At 69.3% G+C, this 19,219-nt stretch carries 18 protein-coding genes; 8 read left to right on the top strand and 10 right to left on the bottom strand.

Annotated features, from left to right (window positions below; translation table 11 throughout):
- Positions 1-28: 28 nt before the first annotated feature.
- Positions 29-1,066 carry a DUF222 domain-containing protein gene (locus tag Q9R27_RS07520; RefSeq protein WP_311251734.1) on the top strand — a complete coding sequence of 346 codons (1,038 nt, stop codon included), beginning with the start codon at positions 29-31 and terminating at the stop codon, positions 1,064-1,066.
- 5 nt (positions 1,067-1,071) lie between these two features.
- Complete coding sequence (locus Q9R27_RS07515; RefSeq protein WP_311251733.1) at positions 1,072-1,461, top strand: HNH endonuclease signature motif containing protein; 390 nt, start codon at positions 1,072-1,074, stop codon at positions 1,459-1,461.
- A 15-nt stretch (positions 1,462-1,476) separates the two neighbouring features.
- Here the strand turns inward: Q9R27_RS07515 and Q9R27_RS07510 are convergent, their stop codons facing one another.
- The 4 genes from Q9R27_RS07510 to Q9R27_RS07495 all read right to left on the bottom strand — a co-directional run bounded on the left by Q9R27_RS07510 (position 1,477) and on the right by Q9R27_RS07495 (position 5,750).
- On the bottom strand, positions 1,477-3,156 hold the full coding sequence (locus tag Q9R27_RS07510) for a cytochrome c biogenesis protein CcdA (protein WP_311251732.1): 1,680 nt from the start codon (positions 3,154-3,156) through the stop codon (positions 1,477-1,479).
- Positions 3,157-3,230: 74 nt separating this feature from the next.
- On the bottom strand, positions 3,231-4,316 hold the full coding sequence (locus Q9R27_RS07505) for a ferredoxin--NADP reductase (protein ID WP_311251731.1): 1,086 nt from the start codon (positions 4,314-4,316) through the stop codon (positions 3,231-3,233).
- Complete coding sequence (locus Q9R27_RS07500; protein WP_311251730.1) at positions 4,306-4,608, bottom strand: hypothetical protein; 303 nt, start codon at positions 4,606-4,608, stop codon at positions 4,306-4,308. Before Q9R27_RS07500 ends, Q9R27_RS07505 begins: the two co-directional genes overlap by 11 nt.
- A complete protein-coding gene (locus tag Q9R27_RS07495) occupies positions 4,608-5,750 on the bottom strand; it encodes a Rieske 2Fe-2S domain-containing protein (protein WP_311251729.1) in 1,143 nt (380 codons plus the stop codon). Before Q9R27_RS07495 ends, Q9R27_RS07500 begins: the two co-directional genes overlap by 1 nt.
- A 77-nt stretch (positions 5,751-5,827) precedes the next feature.
- On the opposite strand from Q9R27_RS07495, the gene Q9R27_RS07490 reads away from it, so the two are divergent.
- Both Q9R27_RS07490 and Q9R27_RS07485 read left to right on the top strand, forming a co-directional pair.
- On the top strand, positions 5,828-7,006 hold the full coding sequence (locus Q9R27_RS07490) for an acyl-CoA dehydrogenase family protein (protein ID WP_311251728.1): 1,179 nt from the start codon (positions 5,828-5,830) through the stop codon (positions 7,004-7,006).
- A 27-nt stretch (positions 7,007-7,033) separates the two neighbouring features.
- Complete coding sequence (locus Q9R27_RS07485) at positions 7,034-8,140, top strand: acyl-CoA dehydrogenase family protein (protein ID WP_311251727.1); 1,107 nt, start codon at positions 7,034-7,036, stop codon at positions 8,138-8,140.
- A 9-nt stretch (positions 8,141-8,149) separates the two neighbouring features.
- On the opposite strand, the gene Q9R27_RS07480 is transcribed toward Q9R27_RS07485, so the two are convergent.
- The 4 genes from Q9R27_RS07480 to Q9R27_RS07465 are packed head-to-tail and all read right to left on the bottom strand — an operon-like array spanning position 8,150 to position 12,415.
- Positions 8,150-8,878, bottom strand: a complete 729-nt coding sequence (locus tag Q9R27_RS07480; RefSeq protein WP_311251726.1) for a CoA pyrophosphatase — start codon at positions 8,876-8,878, stop codon at positions 8,150-8,152.
- Between the two features lie 27 nt (positions 8,879-8,905).
- Positions 8,906-9,691: an enoyl-CoA hydratase-related protein gene (locus tag Q9R27_RS07475; RefSeq protein WP_311251725.1), complete on the bottom strand. Its 786-nt coding sequence runs from the start codon at positions 9,689-9,691 to the stop codon at positions 8,906-8,908.
- The gene (locus Q9R27_RS07470) at positions 9,691-10,791 is read right to left on the bottom strand and encodes a nitronate monooxygenase family protein (RefSeq protein WP_311251724.1); all 1,101 of its coding nucleotides are present in this window, start codon (positions 10,789-10,791) and stop codon (positions 9,691-9,693) included. The genes Q9R27_RS07475 and Q9R27_RS07470 overlap by 1 nt, the downstream gene beginning before the upstream one ends.
- Position 10,792: 1 nt before the next feature.
- Positions 10,793-12,415, bottom strand: a complete 1,623-nt coding sequence (locus Q9R27_RS07465; RefSeq protein ID WP_311251723.1) for an acyl-CoA synthetase — start codon at positions 12,413-12,415, stop codon at positions 10,793-10,795.
- 47 nt (positions 12,416-12,462) lie between these two features.
- On the opposite strand from Q9R27_RS07465, the gene Q9R27_RS07460 reads away from it, so the two are divergent.
- The gene (locus Q9R27_RS07460) at positions 12,463-13,275 is read left to right on the top strand and encodes a crotonase/enoyl-CoA hydratase family protein (RefSeq protein ID WP_311251722.1); all 813 of its coding nucleotides are present in this window, start codon (positions 12,463-12,465) and stop codon (positions 13,273-13,275) included.
- Between the two features lie 21 nt (positions 13,276-13,296).
- Here Q9R27_RS07460 and fadD8 read toward each other — a convergent pair whose 3' ends face one another.
- Complete coding sequence (fadD8, locus tag Q9R27_RS07455; protein WP_311251721.1) at positions 13,297-14,910, bottom strand: fatty-acid--CoA ligase FadD8; 1,614 nt, start codon at positions 14,908-14,910, stop codon at positions 13,297-13,299.
- Complete coding sequence (locus Q9R27_RS07450; RefSeq protein ID WP_311251720.1) at positions 14,907-15,953, bottom strand: LLM class F420-dependent oxidoreductase; 1,047 nt, start codon at positions 15,951-15,953, stop codon at positions 14,907-14,909. The genes fadD8 and Q9R27_RS07450 overlap by 4 nt, the downstream gene beginning before the upstream one ends.
- A 72-nt stretch (positions 15,954-16,025) precedes the next feature.
- Here Q9R27_RS07450 and Q9R27_RS07445 point away from each other — a divergent pair, with 72 nt between their 5' ends.
- Genes Q9R27_RS07445 through Q9R27_RS07435 form a run of 3 tightly spaced genes read left to right on the top strand, consistent with a single transcriptional unit; the run spans position 16,026 to position 19,209 of the window.
- Complete coding sequence (locus Q9R27_RS07445) at positions 16,026-16,985, top strand: OB-fold domain-containing protein (protein WP_311251719.1); 960 nt, start codon at positions 16,026-16,028, stop codon at positions 16,983-16,985.
- An 11-nt stretch (positions 16,986-16,996) separates the two neighbouring features.
- Positions 16,997-18,049 carry a thiolase domain-containing protein gene (locus Q9R27_RS07440; RefSeq protein ID WP_311251718.1) on the top strand — a complete coding sequence of 351 codons (1,053 nt, stop codon included), beginning with the start codon at positions 16,997-16,999 and terminating at the stop codon, positions 18,047-18,049.
- Positions 18,049-19,209: a thiolase domain-containing protein gene (locus tag Q9R27_RS07435; protein WP_311251717.1), complete on the top strand. Its 1,161-nt coding sequence runs from the start codon at positions 18,049-18,051 to the stop codon at positions 19,207-19,209. The genes Q9R27_RS07440 and Q9R27_RS07435 overlap by 1 nt, the downstream gene beginning before the upstream one ends.
- Positions 19,210-19,219: the final 10 nt, after the last annotated feature.

Genomic DNA, 19,219 nt, shown 5'->3' with positions numbered 1-19,219 from the left:
TGTCGGGCCCCCTCCGTAGCCTCGGAGCATGCTCCAGGACCAGCTGCACCGCGACCCCGATCGGGCCTCCTCCGGCCCGGTCGGCGACAGCGCTGCGTCCGGGCCGGACGGGCTGGACTTCCTGCCGGACCTGCTCGCGGCACTGACCGCGGACGGGCTGAGCGACAGGGAGATCGTGGACCAGTTGGCGGTGCTGGAACGGCTCACCTCGTCGGCTGCTGCTGCCAAGGCGGCGCTGACCTCCGAACTCCACCGGCAGCGGCGCATCTCGGACGCCGAAGCAGGAGCTCCCACCCGGCGCTGCGGACGCGGCGTCGCGCACGAGGTCGCCCTGGCACGGCGCGAGTCACCGCACCTGGCCCGGCAGCACGTGGCCCTGGCGCGGGCCTTGACCACAGAGATGCCGGCCGCCCTGGCCGCCCTTCGTCGTGGTGACCTCAACGAGGACCAGGCCATGATCCTGGTCCGGGAGACCGCCGATCTCTCGCCCGAGCAGCGGCAGCGTGCCGACGCCACCCTCGGCCACCGCTACGGCACGCTGGGCACCAGGGAACTCACCCTCGCCGCCCGCCGGATCGCCGTCGAACTGGACCCGGTCGGTGCCGAGGAACGGGCCCGCCGCGCCTGCGAGCGAGGCGGGGTGACGATGCGCGGCATCGGCGACGGAATGGCCCGGATCACCGGGCAGGTGCCGGCCGAGGAAGCGATCACTGCGATGCAGTCCATGCGCGAGTTCGCCGACGCCCGGCGTGCGATGGGCGACGAGCGCACCCGCGACCAGATCGTCGCCGACACCTTCACCGACCGGCTCAACCGCTCCCTCCTCGAACCCGCTGGTGCAACCTCGCCCGGTGCCGACCACGAGGATGGCGCCGCACCAGCGCGCGGGGTCGAGGTCCAGTTGGTGATGAGCGCCGAGATGTTGCTCGGCGCCGACCGCACCACGCCCGCGCACCTGCGTGGCCATGGACCGTTGCCCATGGGCATCGCCGCGGACCTGCTCGCCGATCCGGACCTGCGGGTGATGATCGACGGATCTTCACCAACCCGGACGACCACTCGCTGATCGCCATGGACAGCCGCAGCATGCTCTTCCGCCCGGGACTCCGTCGCCTCGTCTTCGCTCGCGACGGCGAGACCTGCCGCACGCCAGGATGCAACGCACCACCTCGCCACGGCGATCATGTCACTCCCAGGGCCCGTGGCGGCTCGACGGCGTACGACAACGGGCAGGGGCTCTGCGCGGACTGCAACTACGCCAAGGAATCCCCCGGTTGGCGCCACGAGGTGGTCAGCCGTTGGCCACAGCGACATCGGGTGCAGATCACCACCCCGACCGGGCACGTCCACTTCTCAAACGCGCCACCGACCCCGATCGCACCGGGTCGCCGGCTCGGCTTCCCGTCCGGCTGCACCGGTGAGCTCTACTTCACCCCGATCGCCCTCGAATGGGCTGCCTGAACAGTCGCCGCACGCTCACCCGAAGGTGAACGTGTAGACCTCGATGCCCTCGGTGTAGGAGAGCGTCAGGGTCTCGTCGAGGACCTCGTCGCCCTCGACGATCGGATAGAGGTTCGGTGTGCCGTCCACCTCGATGGTGGTGTCCGGCATTCCCGATCGGCTCACCGTGACCACTCCCGTGCCGGACATCACGTGATAGACGTTGCGGCCGCGGAAGTGCAGGCGCAACCGGGAGGTGTCCGTGGTCGCGAACGACTCCTGGCCGGGCTCCCACCGTCCGCCATAGCTGTAGGTGTTGACCGGCTGGTCCTCGTTGAGCTCGTAGTCCAGGATCGTCCGGCCGATCCGCGGTGTGCCGGCATAGCCCGTCGACTGGTACGCCGAGAGGTACAACTCGGGCGTGCGGTCCCTGGTGGCCACCGGCTCGTCGACGTCCGTGACCGGGGCCGGCAGCTCCGCCGACGGGTCGGCTTCGCGCAGCAGTTCGCGGATCAGCTTCTCGGTGGTGGAATAGCTGCCCTCGCCGAACTTGATTGCCCGGACGGTTCCCTCGGCGTCGATGAGGTACTTGGCCGGCCAGTAACGGTTCCGGTAGGCGGTCCACGTCTTCAGGTCGTTGTCCTGGACCACGGGATAGGTGGTGCCTTCCTTCGCCAGGGCGTCCGCCAGGTTGCTGGCGCTCCGTTCGAAGGCGAACTCCGGCGAGTGGACCCCGACCACCTCGAGGCCGGCGTCGGCGTACGCCGTGGACCACTTCTGGATGTAGGGCTGGTCGCGCTGGCAGTTGATGCAGGAGTAGGCGAAGAAGTCGAGCAGGACGACCTTGCCCTTGAGGTCCTCGAGCGCGAGGGGGCCGCCGTCCGGGGTGTTGAACCACTTCTGGGTGCCGCGCAACGGCGGCGCGGCTCCACAGGAGGCGAGTTCGTCGTCGCCGGGCGTGCACTTGGAGAGTTCCCGGTTCTCGTCGGTCTCGAACGGCGTCAGCGCACCCTGCACGGTCTCGGACTCGGCGAGGCGCTCCTCGATGCCTGCGGTGTACGCCGGCAGATTCCGCTGGATCACGTCGGTCAGATTGAAGGCCAGTCCGACGGCCAGCGCGATGAGCACCACCCCTCCGGCTACCCGGAAGGCACGTGCCTTGCGCCGGTAGGCACCGATCCGCGCCGCGATGTTGTTGCCGGCAGCGGCGAAGATCAACAGGGGCAGCGCTGCCCCGATCGCGAAGCTGACCGTGAGGACCACGGTTCCGGTGCCCACCTGGCCGGTGGCCCCGGCCACGGTGATGGCCGCCAGGACCGGTCCGGCGCACGGCACGTAGAGCGTGCCCAGGCCGAGTCCGAGGAGGAAGCCGCCGCCATCGTTGCGGGTGACCTTGGGGAGCCGGTAGAACGGCTTCTCGATCAGGTGGCCCAGTGCCGGGATGATCAGTCCGAGGCCGACCAGGCTGAGCACGGTGAGCCCGGCCCAGCGGAGGAAGTCATCGGGGAGCCCGAGCGCAGTGAGCAGTGCGGTGCCCAGCAGCGTGAAGAGGCTGAAGCTGGTGACCACCCCGGCAATGATCAACAGCACCCGGCTGCGGCTCTTCTTCTCCCCCGAGCCACCGGCGAAGAAGATGATCGGTAGCATCGGCAGGACGCACGGGGAGACCCCGGTGATCAGTCCGCCGACGAGGCCGATCAGTGCAAGTGTCCACACGACGGGTACCTCGGATCCTCGGGAATAGGCTCACGAGGTGGTTCGTCGCCGGCGGCCCGCCGGATTGGGCAGGCTCAGCCGTTGTAGGTGATCTTCAGCTTCTCGGTGAGCGGCGTGGCCTGGCAGGTCAGTCGCACCCCGTCGGCCAGGTCCGCCTCGTCGAGGACTTCGTTGTTCTTCATCGCGACCTCCCCCTCGAGGACCAGACAGGCACACGCCGAGCAGTTGCCCTCACGGCAGGAGAACGGTGCCTCGATGCCCTTGGATTCCAGGAACTCGAGGATCACCTCCTTGCCGGAGTAGTCGTCGAAGGTGTGGTGCTCGCCGTCCAGTTCCACCTCGAGGTGGACCGGGCCGCTGAGCGCGGGTGCGTCCCCGTCCTCGTGGTCGTCGGCATCGGCCAGGGTCTCCTCGGCCTTCTTCAGCTCCTCCACGTCGCCGAAGGGGTTGCCGCCCAGGGAGACGAACTTCTCCTGGTGGCGGCGCTCGCGCGGGAAGTCGAGTTCACGCAGCGCCAGGGAGACCGACTTCATGAACGGCGCCGGGCCGCAGCAGAACGAGTCGTACGTCGCGAAGTTGGCGGCGAACGCCTTCAGCTGGTCCTGGGACGGCAGGCCCTGGAGCGACTCCAGCCAGTGCACCACGATCAACCGGTCCGGGTGTGCCTGGGAGAGCTCGGCCCACTCGCGGGCGAAGATCACCGAGTCCTGGTCGCGGTTGGCGTAGAAGACGACGATCTTGCCGTTTCCGGCCTCGAGCGCGGCGCGGGCAATCGAGATGATGGGGGTGACGCCGGATCCTCCGGCGAAGAGCAGCAGGTCGGCGCCCAGGTCGGCCGGGCTGAAGATGCCGCTGGGCGGCAGCACCCGGAGCGTGTCGCCGGCCTTGAGGTTGTCCGCGATCCAGTTCGATGCGTACCCGTCGGCAGTCCGCTTGACGGTGATGGTGAGCGGGGCACCGCTGATCGGTGAGCTGCTCAGCGAATAGCACCGCGCCGCGAGGCCGGTCTGGTCGCTGGGCACCGCGACGGTCAGGAACTGACCCGGCTTGTAGTCGAAGTGGCCCTCGGCCTCCCCGGTCACGTCGAAGACGACCGACACGGCGTCGGCTGTCTCGGCGATGACGTCGAGGACGGGAAGGACGTAGGAATCAGTATCCATCTTCTGCTCCGATGGGGATCTCGCCCGCGCGGGCCGCACCCTCGATGCTGGCGAGCAGCCGGGGACACGTCACGTGGACCGGACGCCCGTCGGGCGCCGACGACATTCTGGCGAACTCCTGGCAGTCGGACAGCGCCTGTCCCGACCACTGGATGGAGGTGTGGTGCTCGCTGTTCTTCTTCACCCCGACCCGGGCCAGGCAGTCCTGGCAGGCTACCTCGACCAGCCGAGCCCGGGTGTAGAGGCGCTGGTCCTCCAGCGTGTCCGGGTCGTTGGGAACGATGTAGGCCATCAGGCGCCCGCTGGCTGGGCGGCGTCCTCGGCGGCCTTGCGGGCAAGGTTCTCGGCAACCTCCTGGCGCCAGTACTCATTCGCCTTGGTGGTGTCGACCTCGAACTCGAAGCGGTCGGTCATCTCGGCGGTGATGTCGGCCTTGTCCACGTAGAACTGCTCGTACCAGCGGCGCAGCTGGTAGACCGGGCCGTCCTCCTCGCAGAGCAGCGGGTTCTGCACGGGGGCCTTGTTCAGCCAGATGTGCACGTCCTGCATGAAGCCGTCGCCGAACATGTCGGAGTACTTCTTGCCGATGTAGTTGGCGGTGGCGTCGTCGAGCCCCTCGGGCTTCTCGACGCACAGGCCGTACTGCAACTTGAACGAATTGGGCCCGGTCGGGATGTGGCAGTTGATCAGGATGACCTTGGTGATGAATCCCTTGTAGTCGGTGGTCAGCCAGTTGATCATGTACGACGGGCCGTAGTAGGTGGCCACGGACTCGAGCACGAGGTCCTCGTCGCCGTACCCCTCGCCGGCCATGTCCGGGCGGCCGGTCGACTCCATGAACTGGGTTGCCATGTGGCCCTCGAAGACGTTGCGGAAGTTCGTCGGGAAGGCGAAGTGGATGTAGAAGAAGTGCGCCATGTCGACGACGTTGTCGACGATCTCGCGGCAGTGCGCGTTCGGTACGTCGAGCACGTTCCAGGTCCAGTCGGTGTAGCGGTCGGTGCCCACGCCCTCCAGTTCCGGCGGCAGGATCTCCATGTCCGCGGCGCTGCCCTCGACGTCGTGCCAGACCAGGACCTGGCCGTTGCGCACCACGGTCGGATAGGTCTGGGTGCGCGCGCGCAGCGGCACCCGGCGGGCATAGGGGATCGCCTTGCACTTGCCGTCGCCGCCCCAGCGCCAGTCGTGGAACGGGCAGGCGATCTCGTCACCCTTGACCGTCCCCTGGGTGAGGTCGCCGCCCATGTGCCGGCAGTAGCCGTCGAGCACCTTGATCTCGCCCTGGCTGTCCGCCCAGACCACCAGCTTGGTGCCGAATGCCTCCACCGAGTGTGGCTTGCCGTCGCGGAACGTGTCCGCCAAGCCCAGGCAGTGCCAGCCGCGGGCGAAGCGCTCGGGGGCCGATCCCTGGTCGAGAAGTCGGGCGTCAGACATGGCAGTTCCTCCTGGGCGGTTGGTGCAAGATCCGCGAACCTATGGACCAAAACGAGAACACGTTATAGTTTTACCACATGTACGTCGCCCTGACACCCGCCCAGGAACGCCTTCGCAGCGAACTCCAGGAGTACTTCGCAGACCTGGTCACCCCCGAGCGCCGCGCCGCCCTCTCGATGGCCACCGGAGAGTTCGGGGATGCGACCACCTACAAGGAGGTCATCCGCCAGCTCGGCACCGACGGCTGGCTGGGGATCGGCTGGCCCAAGGAGTACGGCGGCCAGGACCGCTCGATGATCGAGCAGCTGATCTTCACCGACGTGGCTGCCGTGGCCGGGGTACCGATCCCCTACCTCACGCTGAACACCGTCGGCCCCACGATCATGCGCTACGGCACGGACGAGCAGAAGGAATACTTCCTGCCGAAGATCCTGGCCGGCGACCTGCACTTCTCCATCGGCTACTCCGAGCCCGGCTCGGGGACCGACCTCGCCTCACTGAAGACCCGCGCCGTGCGCGAGGGCGATGAGTGGGTGATCAACGGGCAGAAGATGTGGACCTCGCTGATCCAGTACGCCGACTGGATCTGGATGGCGTGCCGCACCGACCCCGACCTGCCCCGCCACAAGGGCCTGTCGATGATCCTGGTGCCGGCCGACTCCCCCGGCTTCTCCTACACCCCGGTCCACACGGTCGCCGGCGTCCACACCAGCGCGACGTACTACGAGGACGTCCGGGTGCCGGTGGGCAACCTGGTCGGGGAGCTCAACGGCGGCTGGTCGCTGATGACCAACCAGCTCAACCACGAGCGGGTGGCGCTCACCTCCTCCGCGGCGCTGGTCGAGTCGATCGATCAGGTACGCCGCTGGGCACAGGAGACGAAGGCGCCCGACGGATCGCGGGTGATCGACGCCGAGTGGGTGCAGGTGCTGCTCGGCAGGGCGCATGCCCGCACCGAGGCGCTGACCCTGGTCAACTGGAAGCTCGCCTCCAGCATCGACTCCCTCTCCCCTGCGGACGCGTCGGCGACGAAGGTCTACGGCTCCGAGCTGGCCACCGAGGTCTACCGGGCCCTGATGGAGATCGTCGGCCCGCATGCTGGCCTGACCAGCGACTCACCCGGGGCCGCCCTGGCCGGGCGCCTGGAGCGCTACTTCCGCAGTTCGCTGGTGATGACGTTCGGTGGCGGCACCAACGAGATCCAGCGCGACATCATCGGCTACGTGGCGCTCGGCCTGCCGGCCGCACGGCGTTGACTCCAAACTGCTGACAAGGAGCACCCCATGGACTTTTCCTTCACCCCCGAGCAGGACGAGGCTGCCGAACTGGCCGCCCGGATCCTGGCCGACCGGGCCACCACCACCCGCATGCGCGAGGTGGAGCAGGGCGGCGACCGGTTCGACCGCGCGCTCTGGTCGGACCTGGCCGAGGCAGGGCTGCTCTCCCTGGCGATCCCCGAGGCGCACGGCGGCGCCGGCCTCGGCCTGATCGAGTTGTGCCGCGTGCTGGTCGAGGTCGGCCGGAGGGTCGCCCCGGTGCCGCTGGCCAGCCACGGCCCTGCCGCCCTGGCCCTGGCCGAGTTCGGCGAGCAGGCAGTGCAGGCCGAGTGGCTCCCCGGCGCTGCCAGCGGTGAACGCGTGCTGGCGCCCGCACTCAGCGAACCGCTGGACCCGCTGCCGTCGGTGCCGTCAACCACCCTCACCGTCGAGGGCGACGAACTCGTCCTCGACGGCACCAAGACGCTGGTCCGTGCCGGCACCAGTGCGGACCTCTTCCTGGTCACCGCCAGTACGCCGAGTGGCGCGGCAGTGGTGCTCGTCCGCCCCGACGATGCCGGTGTCACCGTCGAGGCCCAGCACACCAGCGACGGCGACGCGACCGCGCTGGTCACCCTGGCCGGCGTACGCGTGCCGGCGGACCGGCTGCTGGGTCGCACCGACGGCGTCGCTGCGACCCGCCTGGGCCACCTGGTCACGGTGGCCGCCTGCGCCGAGGTGAACGGCATCGTGGCCGGCGCCGTCCGGCTGACCGCGGATTATGCGAAGACCCGCGAACAGTTCGGGCGCCCGATCGGAACCTTCCAGGCCGTCGCCCAGCGACTGGCCGACGGCTACATCGACAGCCTCTTCCAGGAACTGACCCTGTGGCAGGCAGTGTGGCGCCTGGCCGAGGGCCTCCCGGTGGAGACCGAACTGCCGACCGCCAAGCTGTGGGCCGCCGATGCCGCACACAAGGTGGCGCACACGACGGTCCATGTGCACGGCGGCGTCGGCATCGACCTGGACGGCGAGGCGCACCGCTACTTCACGGCGGCCAAGCGCTTCGAGTTCGTCTTCGGCGGCACCACCGGGCAGGCTCTGGCCATCGGCAAGGCACTCGCCGCCCGCTGACCCGGCGCCTCAGCGCCAGGCGAAGGTGGGCTGTTCGAAGCCGTCCACCCGGGCCGGGTTGCCCTCCAGTGCCAGCCAGCGGAACTGGACCAGGACCGCGCCGGTCGGGGCATGGATCAGGTCGTTGCCCAACGGCACCTGCACCACGGGCTTCTCGCTCTCGGGGATCTCCACGAACCGCGGCGAGTCAGGGACCAGCAGGTTGTGCAGACCGATCCGGTACGCCGCCAGCACCTCGTCCGGCGACGGCGCCAGGTCCAGGCGGCCACCGCCCCACACCACCACCGGCGTGATCACATAGCCGGATCGGGTCGGGTAGTCGTCGAGCAGGCCGAGCACCGCATCCCGGCCCAGTTCGACACCCATCTCCTCGTGGGTCTCCCGCAGGGCGGCCTCGACCGCGTCCTCGCCGGGATCGCACCGCCCACCGGGCAACGCCCACTGCGCTGCGTGGGCGCGCAGGTTGCCCGCCCGCCGGCAGAGCAGGAACGCCGCTCCCCCGGCCACGCCCTCCATCCGGCCATCCAGGTCGCCGGCCCCGCCGGGGATCATCGCCATGTCACCCACGCCCCAGGGAGCTGGGTCGATCCGGTCCTCCCCGACCTCGGAGTCGACCACGACGACGGCCACCGCCGCCTGGCGACGACCGTCGAGGGGCGACGTACGCCGTCGATGGGCAGCCAGGTTGGCCGCGATCCGCTCACGCAGCGCGTCGTCGTAGGGCAGGGAGTCAGGCATGGGGCCATTGTGGCCCCAAGCCTGACCTCACCAGCCGTCGGGCAGGTTCGTGAAGTCCGGCTCACGACCCTCGGCGAACGCGGTGAGCGCCTCCAGGTTGGCCGGGCCGCCCATCAACTCGGCGAAGGCAGCGTTCTCCCGCTCGCGCGCCTCGGCGATGGCGGCACGGTGCGGCTCGACCATGGTCCGCTTCACCGCGACCAGGCTGGAGATCGGGCGGGCGGCCAGGACCTCGGCATGGTGACGTGCCGTGTCCAGCAGGTCCTCTGGCTCGCAGACCTTCCACACCAGCCCCATCTCGAGTGCCTGATCGGCCGGCACCCACTCCGCGGAGAGGAGCATCCAGGCCGCGTTCTGACGGCCGATGAGCTGTGGGAAGAGCAGGCTGGAGGCCGCCTCAGGTGCCACACCGAGGCTGGTGAACGGGCACTTGAGTCGCGCCGTGGTCGCCATGAACGCGAGGTCGGCGAAACCGAGGATGGTCGCGCCGATGCCGAGGCCCAGCCCGTTGACCGCCACCACCAGTGGCTTGGGGAAGGCGACCAGGGCATCGATCAGTCCGAGGAAGCCGTGCTTGCCCCGCACGAAGTCGGGATCGGTGGCGATCCGGTGCATCTCCAGCAGGTCCGTGCCGGCACTGAACGCCCGGCCCTGCCCGGTCAGCAGGACGACGGCGACGCCGGGATCCGCAGCGGCCTCCAGCAGTGCCTCCGCAGTGGCGTCGTACAACTCCTCGTTGAAGGCGTTGAGCGCCTCGGGGCGGTCCAGGGTGACCGTGCGGACCCGGTTGGCGTCCTCGACGCGCAGCACCATCAGCGAACCGTCTTCGCGAGCCGGTCCACGGTCTCCTCGTACTCCCGGACGATCTCGGCCATCACGTCGGCGACCGGGCGCACCTCGTTGGTCCGACCGACGATCTGCCCGGCAGGCATCGAGATGGTCTCGGGGTTGTCGCCGGAGTTCATCCGGTTGTGCGCATCGGCCACGAGCAGGTTCTGCAGCGGCATCGGCAGTGGTTCCGGTGCGCCGTCCTCCTGCCACGCCTCGGTCCACCTGGTCTTCAGCAGCCGGGCCGGCTTGCCGGTGTAGACCCGGGTGCGGACGGTGTCGCCGGAGCCGGCGGCCAGCAGCGCGTCACGGATGCCGGTGCCGGCAGAAAGGTCGTACTCCTCGACGGTGAGCCACAGCGACCCGGTCCAGGCCCCCTGGGCCCCGAGCGCCATGGCCGCGGCCATCTGGCGCCCGGAGCCGATCCCCCCGGCCGCGAGGACGGGCACGTCCGGGCCGACCGCGTCGACGATCTCGGGGGTAAGCACCATCCCGGCGATCTCCCCGGTGTGGCCACCGGCTTCATAGCCCTGGGCCACGATGATGTCGACGCCGTTGCGGACGTGGGAGAGGGCGTGCTTGGCGGCGCCGGCAAGTGCGGCGACCTTCACCCCGGCAGCATGCGCCTGCTCGATCACGTCCACCGGCGGCGACCCCAGTGCGTTGGCGATCAGCACCGGACGGTGCGCGAGCGCCACGTCGACATGGGAGCGCGCCACGGAGTGGAGCCAGCCGAGCACGCCCTCACGCCCCTCACCTTCCGGCAACGGCGGTACGCCGAGCTTCTGCAAGGTCTGCTCGACGAAGGAGATGTGCTCCTGGGGGATCATGGCCTTGAGGTCGACGGCCTTGCCCTCGGTGGGGACCTTCATCGGCATCACCACGTCGACGCCGTACGGCTTGCCATCGGTGTTCTCGTCCAGCCAGGTCAGCGTGGTGTCGAGTTCCTCGGCATCGTTGAACCGGACACAGCCCAGGACACCGAGTCCACCCGCCCGGGAGACCGCGGCGGCCACCTTCTCCGACGGGGTGAAGGCGAAGATCGGGTATTCGATCCCGAAGAGGTCGCAGATGTCGGTGCGCATCTCAGGCACCTGCCTCGGCGGCCACGGCCAGCTCCTTGGCGCGCGGATACTGCGCCTTGCCGGTCTCGTTGCGGGGGATCTCCTCGACCAGGGTCAGCCCGCGGGGCAACTTGTAGCCCGAGAGGTGGTCGCGCAGCCAGGTGCGCAACTCCTCGAGCTCGAGTGTCGCGTCCTCCCGCAGTTCGACCACCGCGTGGACCCGGGTCCCGAACCGCTCGTCGGGAAGGCCAACCACCAGTACGTCGTACACGGCGGGGTGGCCCTTGATCGCCATCTCCACCTCCTCGGGGTAGACCTTCTCGCCACCGGTGTTGATGCAGTTGGAGCCGCGGCCGAGCAGGGTGAGGCGGTTGCCCTCCTCGATCCGGGCGTAGTCGCCGGGGATCGAATAGCGAATGCCGTCGATCTCGATGAAGGTCTTCGCGGACTTCGCCGGGTCCTTGTAGTAGCCGACCGGCACGTATCCGGCCTTGGCGGTGCGCCCGGTCTTGCCGATGTCGGTGGCCGGGTCGAGCACGGTGCCGTCGTCGGCGATCACCACGGTGCCGTGGGAGATGCCGACCACGGGGCCGTCACTGGACAGGGCGCTGGCGTCCTGCAGTCCGGTGCCCTGGAAGCCGGTCTCCGAGGAGCCGATCGAGTCGGTGAAGACGGCATTGGGGAACTTCGCCATCCAGCGCTCCTTGACCGCCTTGGAGAAGATCGCCGCACTGGAGGCGATGGCGAAGAGGCTCTGCCCGTCGAAGCCGCCCTCCTCGTAGGCCTCGATCAGCGGGCGGGCGATGGCGTCGCCGGTCATGAAGATCATCTGGACCTTCTGCTCGTCGACGATCTGCCAGGTGCGCACCGGGTCGAACTTGGGCTCCATGATGGTGAGCTGGCCGGCAAAGAGGTGCATCAGCAGGCTGGACTGGGCGCCACCGTGCATCAGCGGGCTGAGCGGCAGGGTGATCAGGCTGGCTCCCTCGGCCGCGGCCCGGGACTGGTCGAACTCGCCCTTGAGTTCGCCGGTCATGAAGTCGACGCCACCGCCGAGCACTCGCCAGAAGTCCTCGTGGCGCCACATCACGCCCTTGGGGAATCCGGTGGTGCCGCCGGTGTAGATGATGTGGATGTCGTCGGCGCTGCGCTCACCGAAGTCGCGCGCGTCGTCCTGGCCGGCCATCGCGTCCTCGAGGAGGACGCCGCCGAACCCGGAGACGTCGCTGGCGTCGTCGGGCTCCAGCGGGTTCGGCACGGCGATGATCGTCTGCAGGCGGTCGAACTTCGGTGCCACCTGGCCGACCAGGTCGGCATAGGCACGGTCGTGGACCAGGCCGACCAGGTCGGCGTTGTCGAAGAGGTATTCCAGTTCGCCGGCGACGTAGCGGTAGTTGACGTTGATCGAGACCGCGCGCACCTTGAGGATGGCGATCAGCGCGATCACGTGCTCGATGCTGTTCTTGGAGTAGAGGCCGACGTGGTCGCCCTTCCCGATCCCGCGGGACTGCAGGTAGTGCGCGAGCTGGTTCGCCTTGCGGTCCAGTTCCGCGAAGGTGATCACCTCGTCACCCACCTGGACGGCAGGCCGATCGGGGACGGCGTCGACGGCGTGTTCGAAGAGGTCAGCGATGTTCAGGGCCATGGCCACGACACTAGAACACGTTCTCGTTTCTGACTAGAGTCCTCGCCATGAGCCCAGCACACACGAACCCAGAGACCGAACCCCACTGCCTCGTCGAACTCGTCGGCCACAAGCTGGTGGTCACCATGAACCGCCCCGAGGCGCGCAACGCGCTCTCCGGCGAGATGCTGCAGATCATGGAGCAGGCCTGGGAGCGGGCGAACACCGATCCCGAGGTCCGGGTGGTGATCCTGACCGGGGCCGGCGGCTACTTCTGTGCCGGCGCCGACCTCAAGGCCATGTCGAAGGACTCCCCCAGCGACAAGTTCGAATCCGGCTCCTACGACCCGAGCATCATCAAGTCCCTGCTCAAGGGATACCGGCTGACCAAGCCGCTGATCGCCGCGGTCGAGGGGCCGGCCATCGCCGGGGGCACCGAGATCCTGACCGCCACCGACATCCGGATCGCCGGAGAATCCGCCCGGTTCGGCGTCTCCGAGGCGAAGTGGAGCCTCTACCCACTGGGGGGCTCCGTGGTCCGGCTCCCCCGCCAGGTGCCCTACACCGTGGCGATGGACCTGCTGCTGACCGGACGCCACATCAAGGCACCCGAGGCGAAGGAGATCGGCCTGATCGGCCACGTCGTCCCCGACGGCGAGGCGTTGGCCAAGGCCCACGAGATCGCCGACCTGATCTGCGCCAACGGGCCGCTCTCGATCCAGGCCATCGTGAAGACCGTCCGCGACTCGGAGGGCAAGCACGAGGACGAGTGCTGGGCCGACGACGCCCGGATCGGCGCCGCCGTCTTCGCCAGCAACGACGCCAAGGAGGGTCCGCGGGCCTTCGCCGAGAAGCGGACCCCGAACTTCACCGGATCCTGAGTGCCACTGGGTGGAACCGGCTCATCCGACCGACCGGTCCCCTGACCAGAACCGGGCACGCAGCGCCTTCTTGTCGGGCTTGCCCAGGCCGGTCAGCGGGATCGAGTCGACCGCGATGACCTGCTTGGGCACGTGGACCGAGCCCTTGCGCTCCTTCACGAACGCCTGGATCTCCGCGATGGTGGCCTCGTCCAGGTCGGCCCCGTCGCGGAGCACCACCAGTGCGGTCACCTGCTCACCGAACTTCTCGTGCGGCGTACCGATCACCGCCACCTGGGCAACCGACGGGTGCTCGGCCACGACGTCCTCGACCTCGCGCGGGAAGACGTTGAAGCCGCCCGAGACGATCATGTCCTTGGTCCGGTCGACGATGAACCAGAAGCCGTCCTCGTCCTCACGGGCCACGTCACCGGTGTGCATCCAGCCGTCCCTGAAAGTTGCCGACGTCTCCTCCGGCAGGTTCCAGTAGCCACCGGCGAGCAGCGGCCCGGCCACGCAGATCTCGCCCGGCTCCCCCGGTGCCACCGGTTGCCCGTCGTCACCGAGGAGGGCCGCGCGCACGAAGGCGGAGGGCCGCCCGCACGAGGTCAGCCGGGCCGGGTCGTGGTCGCCCTTGGCCAGGTAGGTGATCGCCATCGGCGCCTCGGACTGGCCGTAGTACTGCGCGAAGATCGGACCGAACCGGTCGATCGCCTCCTGCAACCGGACCGGGTTGATCGCCGAGGCGCCGTAATAGACGGTTTCCAGCGAGGAGAGGTCGCGGGTCCGCGAGTCCGGGTGGTCCAGCAGCGCATAGAGCATCGTCGGGACCAGCATCGTGGCCGTGATCCGCTGCTCCTCGATGGTGCGCAGCACTTCGGCCGGGTCGAACTTCGGCAGGACGACCAGGCAGCCGCCCTTCATCACGGTCGGCACGAAGAAGGCGGCGCCCGCGTGCGAGAGCGGCGTACACATCAGGAAGCGCGGGTTGGCCGGCCACTCCCATTCGGCCAGCTGGATCTGCGCCATCGTGTTCATCGCCCCGGCGGTGCCGATCACGCCCTTCGGCTTGCCGGTGGTGCCACCGGTGTAGGTGATCGACACGATGTGGTCGGCCGGCAGCAACGCCGCCTCCAGCGCCTGCGGTGCGTACGCCGCCGCTGCCGCGACCAGGTCGTGGGTGTCCACGCCGTCGCGCTGCGCCAGTTCGTCGGGCACCGGCCCGATGGTCAGCACCGTGCGCAACTGCGGGCATGCGTCCAGCAGTTCCACCGCCCGGGGCGCGAAGTAGGGGTCGACGACCAGCACGGTGATGCCGGCATCGTTGATCACATAGGCGTGGTCCTCGGCCGATCCGAGCGGGTGCAGTGCGGTCCGCTGGAACCCCTGCGTCTGGCCGGCGCCGAGGATGAAGAGCACCTCGGGCCGGTTCAGCGCCAGCAGCGCCGAGGCGGTGCCGGTGCCCGCCCCGAGGGACCCGAACGCCTGCACGTACTGGCTGATCCGTTGCGCCACCTCGCCGCCGGTGAGCACGGTGTCACCCAGGCACATCACCGGGTCGTCACGATGTGCCTTGAGCGCGGAGGCCATCAGGTGGCCGTTGTGGGTGCCGGTGTAGAGCGTCTCGTTGCCCCCGGCCAGGTCGACCTGCCTCATGAGAGCACCTCCGCGACGGCGCGGACCTCGGCCGCACTGCGGCAACTCAACAACAAGGTGGTCACTCCGGTCTCCTCCCATTGGGCAACCCGTTCCCGGACCAAGCCCGGGGTGCCGATGATGTGCATGTCGTCGACGAGTTCGTCGGGGATCAGGGCGGTCGCCTTCTCGCGCTCACCGGCGAGGAAGAGGCGCTGCACCTCGTCGGTGACGTGGCCATAGCCCATCCGCTCGAAGACCTGCTTGTGGAAGTTGGCTTCCTTGGCGCCCATTCCTCCCATGTAGAGCGCAGCAGACGGCTTCATCGCATCGAGTGCCGCCTGGCGGGACGGACCGTCGTCGTCCGTGATCTGCAGGTGGCAGGTGGCGGTGATCTCGAACTCCTCCCGGGTACGCCGTGCCCCCGGGCGGGCGAACCCCTCGTCGAGCCAGGGCTGGTACATCGACGCCGAGTTGGGGGTGTAGAAGATCGGGATCCATCCGTCGGCGATCTCCGCGGTCTGGGCGACGTTCTTCGGCCCCTCGGCGCCGAGCCAGATCGGCAGGTCGGCGCGGAGCGGGTGCACGATCGACTTCAGTGGCTTGCCGAGGCCGACCGAGCCGGGCCCGTCGTACGGGAGCCGATGGTGTGGCCCGTCGTTGGTGACCGGCGCCTCGCGGGCGAGCACCTTGCGGATGATGTCGACGACCTCGCGGGTGCGGGCCAAGGGCTTGGCGAACGGCTGGCCGTACCACCCCTCGACGACCTGGGGCCCGCTGACGCCCATGCCGAGGATGAACCGCCCGCCGGTGAGGTGGTCCATGGTCAGCGCGTGCATCGCGATCGAGGCCGGGCTGCGGCCCGACATCTGCACGATCGAGGTGCCCAGGCGCATCCGGGTGGTCTCGCGACCCCACCAGGCGAGCGGGGTGAAGGCGTCGGAGCCCCATGCCTCGGCGGTGAAGAGGGCGTCGAACCCGGCCTCCTCCGCTGCGGCGACGAGTTCCGCGGTTCCACTGGGTGGCACCGCACCCCAGTAGCCGAGTTGCAGGCCGAGCCTCATCCGCTGGTCCTCCTTGTGGTTGGGGCAGGAAGTGCTTGTGCAACACACTAGAACATGTTTCAGTGTTGAGCCATGACCACTCCTGAAGCCCGCACCCTCAGTGCGCCGGTCAACGTCAGCTTCGACTACACCCGTTCGGTGGGCCCGGTGATCGGCACCTTCCTGACCGGGCTCCGTGACGGTCGACTCGTGGCCGGGCGCACCAGCGAAGGCGCGGTGATCATCCCGCCCGCCGAGTTCGACCCGCACACCCACGAACCCACCACCGACTTCGTCGAGGTCGGCCCCGGCGGCACCGTGCAGTCGTGGACCTGGGTGCCCGAGCCGGTCGCCGGCCAGCCGTTCGACCGGCCCTTTGCGTTCGCCCTGGTGCTGCTCGACGGTGCCACGGCTCCCCTGCTGCACGCCCTGGACGCACCGCGCGAGTCGTTGTCGGTCGGGATGCGGGTGGCCCCGCGCTGGGCCGCGGAGCGCACCGGCGCGATGGGCGACATCGAGGCGTTCGTCCCCGAGCAGGCAGCCGCCCCTGTAATGGCCAACGGCGCGGTCGACCCGGTCACCGGCGTCGTCACCCCGGTCGCCCTCGACTACAAGTACGCCGCCAGCCCCGAGGAGTCCGCCTTCTTCCGTGCCCTCGAGCAGGGCCGGATCCTGGGCCAGCGCTGCCCTGCCTGCGGCAAGGTCTACGTGCCGCCGCGCGGCGCCTGCCCGGTCGACGGCGTACCGACCACCGACGAGGTCGAACTCGCCCAGACCGGGACCGTGACCACCTTCTGCGTGGTCAACGTGCCGTTCCTGGGCCAGAAGATCACCCCGCCGTACGTCTCGGCGTACGTGCTCCTGGACGGTGCCGACATCGCCTTCCTGCACCTGATCCTCGGCGTCGATGCGAGCGAGGTCCGGATGGGGATGCGGGTCAAGGCGGTGTGGCGCCCCGAGGAGGAATGGAGCACCACCGTCGAGAACATCAGCCACTTCGAGCCCACCGGCGAGCCGGATGCGGACTTCGAGACCTACAAGCAGCACCTGTGAGGGAGACCGAGATGAGAGACGTCGCAGTCGTCGGCTTCGCCCAGCGACAGATGGAGGAGTTCGACGGCTCCCCCACCATGGTGGAACTGCTGGTCCCGCTCTTCGCCGAGCTGTACGAGCAGACCGGCTTCACCCGCAAGGACATCGGCTTCTGGTGCTCCGGATCCTCGGACTACCTGGCCGGACGCTCCTTCTCGTTCGTCTCCGCAGTCGACGCGATCGGGGCACTGCCCCCGGTCAACGAGTCGCACGTGGAGATGGATGCAGCCTGGGCGCTCTACGAGGCGTGGCTGAAGATCCAGACCGGGGAGGTCGACACGGCCCTGGTCTATGGGTTCGGCAAGGCGTCGGCCGGCGTGCTGCGCCGGGTGCTGGCGCTGCAACTGGACCCGTACACGATGACGCCCCTGTGGCCCGACACCGTCTCCCTAGCCGGCCTGCAGGCACGCCTGGGCCTCGAGGCCGGGCTCTGGGACGAGCGGGCCCTGGCCGCACTGGTCAACCGCTCGCTGACCGATGCCGAGTCCAACGAGAACGCGATCCGCAAGGGCGGCTCGTCGGTCGAGGAACTGCTCGCCCGCCCGCTGTACGCCGACCCGTTGCGCAAGCACGACTGCGCACCGGTGACCGACGGTGCCGCAGCCATCGTGCTGGCCGCCGGGGACCGGGCACGCGACGCCAGTGACGCACCGGCCTGGATCACCGGCTTGGCCCACAACGTCGACGCGCTCCACCTCGGCTCGCGCGACCTGACCGCGGCGCCCTCGGCGGGCCGGGCCGGACAGGCGGCCGGTGTCGGATCCGTGGACGTGGCCGAACTGCACGCCCCGTTCAGCCCACAGGAACTGATCCTGCGCCGCGAACTGGGCCTGGCCGACGACGTCCGGGTGAACCCCTCCGGTGGCGCCCTGGCCGGCAACCCGATGTTCAGTGCGGGCCTGATCCGGATCGGCGAAGCGGCCTCCGCGATCTGGCGCGGCGAGGCGGGCAGGGCCCTGGGCCACGCCACCTCCGGTCCGCTCCTGCAACAGAACCTGGTCTGCGTGATGGAAGGGAAGAACTGATGGGCAAGCAGTTGGCAGCCGTCGTCGGCGTCGGCCAGACCCACCACCGCGCCAAGCGCGAGGACGTTTCGATGGGCGGGCTGTGCCGCGAGGCGATCGACCGTGCCCTGGTCGATGCGAACATGTCGCTGGACGACATCGACGCCATCGTGATCGGCAAGGCACCCGACCTCTTCGAGGGCGTGATGATGCCCGACCTCTACCTGGCCGAGGCGCTCGGCGCGGTCGGCAAGCCGCTGCTGCGGGTGCACACCGCCGGATCCGTCGGCGGCACCACGGCCATCGTGGCGGCCTCCCTGGTCCAGTCCGGGGTGCACAAGCGGGTGCTGACGGTGGCCTTCGAGAAGCAGTCGGAGTCCAACGCGATGTGGGCGCTCTCGGTGCCGGTGCCGTTCATCATGCCGGTCCACGCCGGCGCGGGCGGCTACTTCGCTCCCCACGTGCGCTCCTACATCCGCCGCGCGCAGGCGCCGGTGCACATCGGTGCGATGGTGGCGGCCAAGGATCGGCAGAACGCGTTGAAGAACCCGTTCGCCCACCTGCACAACGAGGGCACCACCGTCGAGACCGTGCTCGCCTCCCAGATGCTGTGGGACCCGATCCGCTATGACGAGACCTGCCCCTCCTCCGACGGCGCCTGCGCCATGGTGATCACGGACGAGGACACGGCTGCGGCCTCGCCGAACCCGGCCTGGATCCACGCCACCGCGATGCGCTCGGAGCCGACCACCGCTGCGGAGCGCGACCAGGTCAACCCGCACGCCGGGCGCGAGGCGGCGGCGTACCTCTTCCGCCAGGCCGGCATCACCGACCCGTTCCAGGAGATCGACGCCGCGGAGATCTACGTCCCGTTCAGCTGGTTCGAGCCGATGTGGATGGAGAACCTCGGGTTCGCCGCGGAGGGCGAGGGGTGGAAGCTGACCGAGAGCGGCGCGACCGCGATCGACGGTGCGCTGCCGGTGAACTGCTCGGGCGGGGTGCTCTCCTCCAACCCGATCGGGGCCTCGGGCATGCTCCGCTTCGCCGAGGCATCGCTGCAGGCGCGTGGCGCCGCCGGGGACCACCAGGTCGACGGCGTACGCCGGGCCCTGGGGCACGCCTATGGCGGCGGGTCGCAGTTCTTCGCGATGTGGATCGTGGGGGCCGACAAGCCCCACTAGGCTGGAGCCC

This window comes from Nocardioides sp. AE5 (genome assembly GCF_031844485.1).
Classification (GTDB): Bacteria; Actinomycetota; Actinomycetes; order Propionibacteriales; family Nocardioidaceae; genus Nocardioides.
The sequence above is the reverse complement of the archived record's forward strand: the minus strand, read 5'-3'. Positions and strand labels throughout refer to the sequence as shown.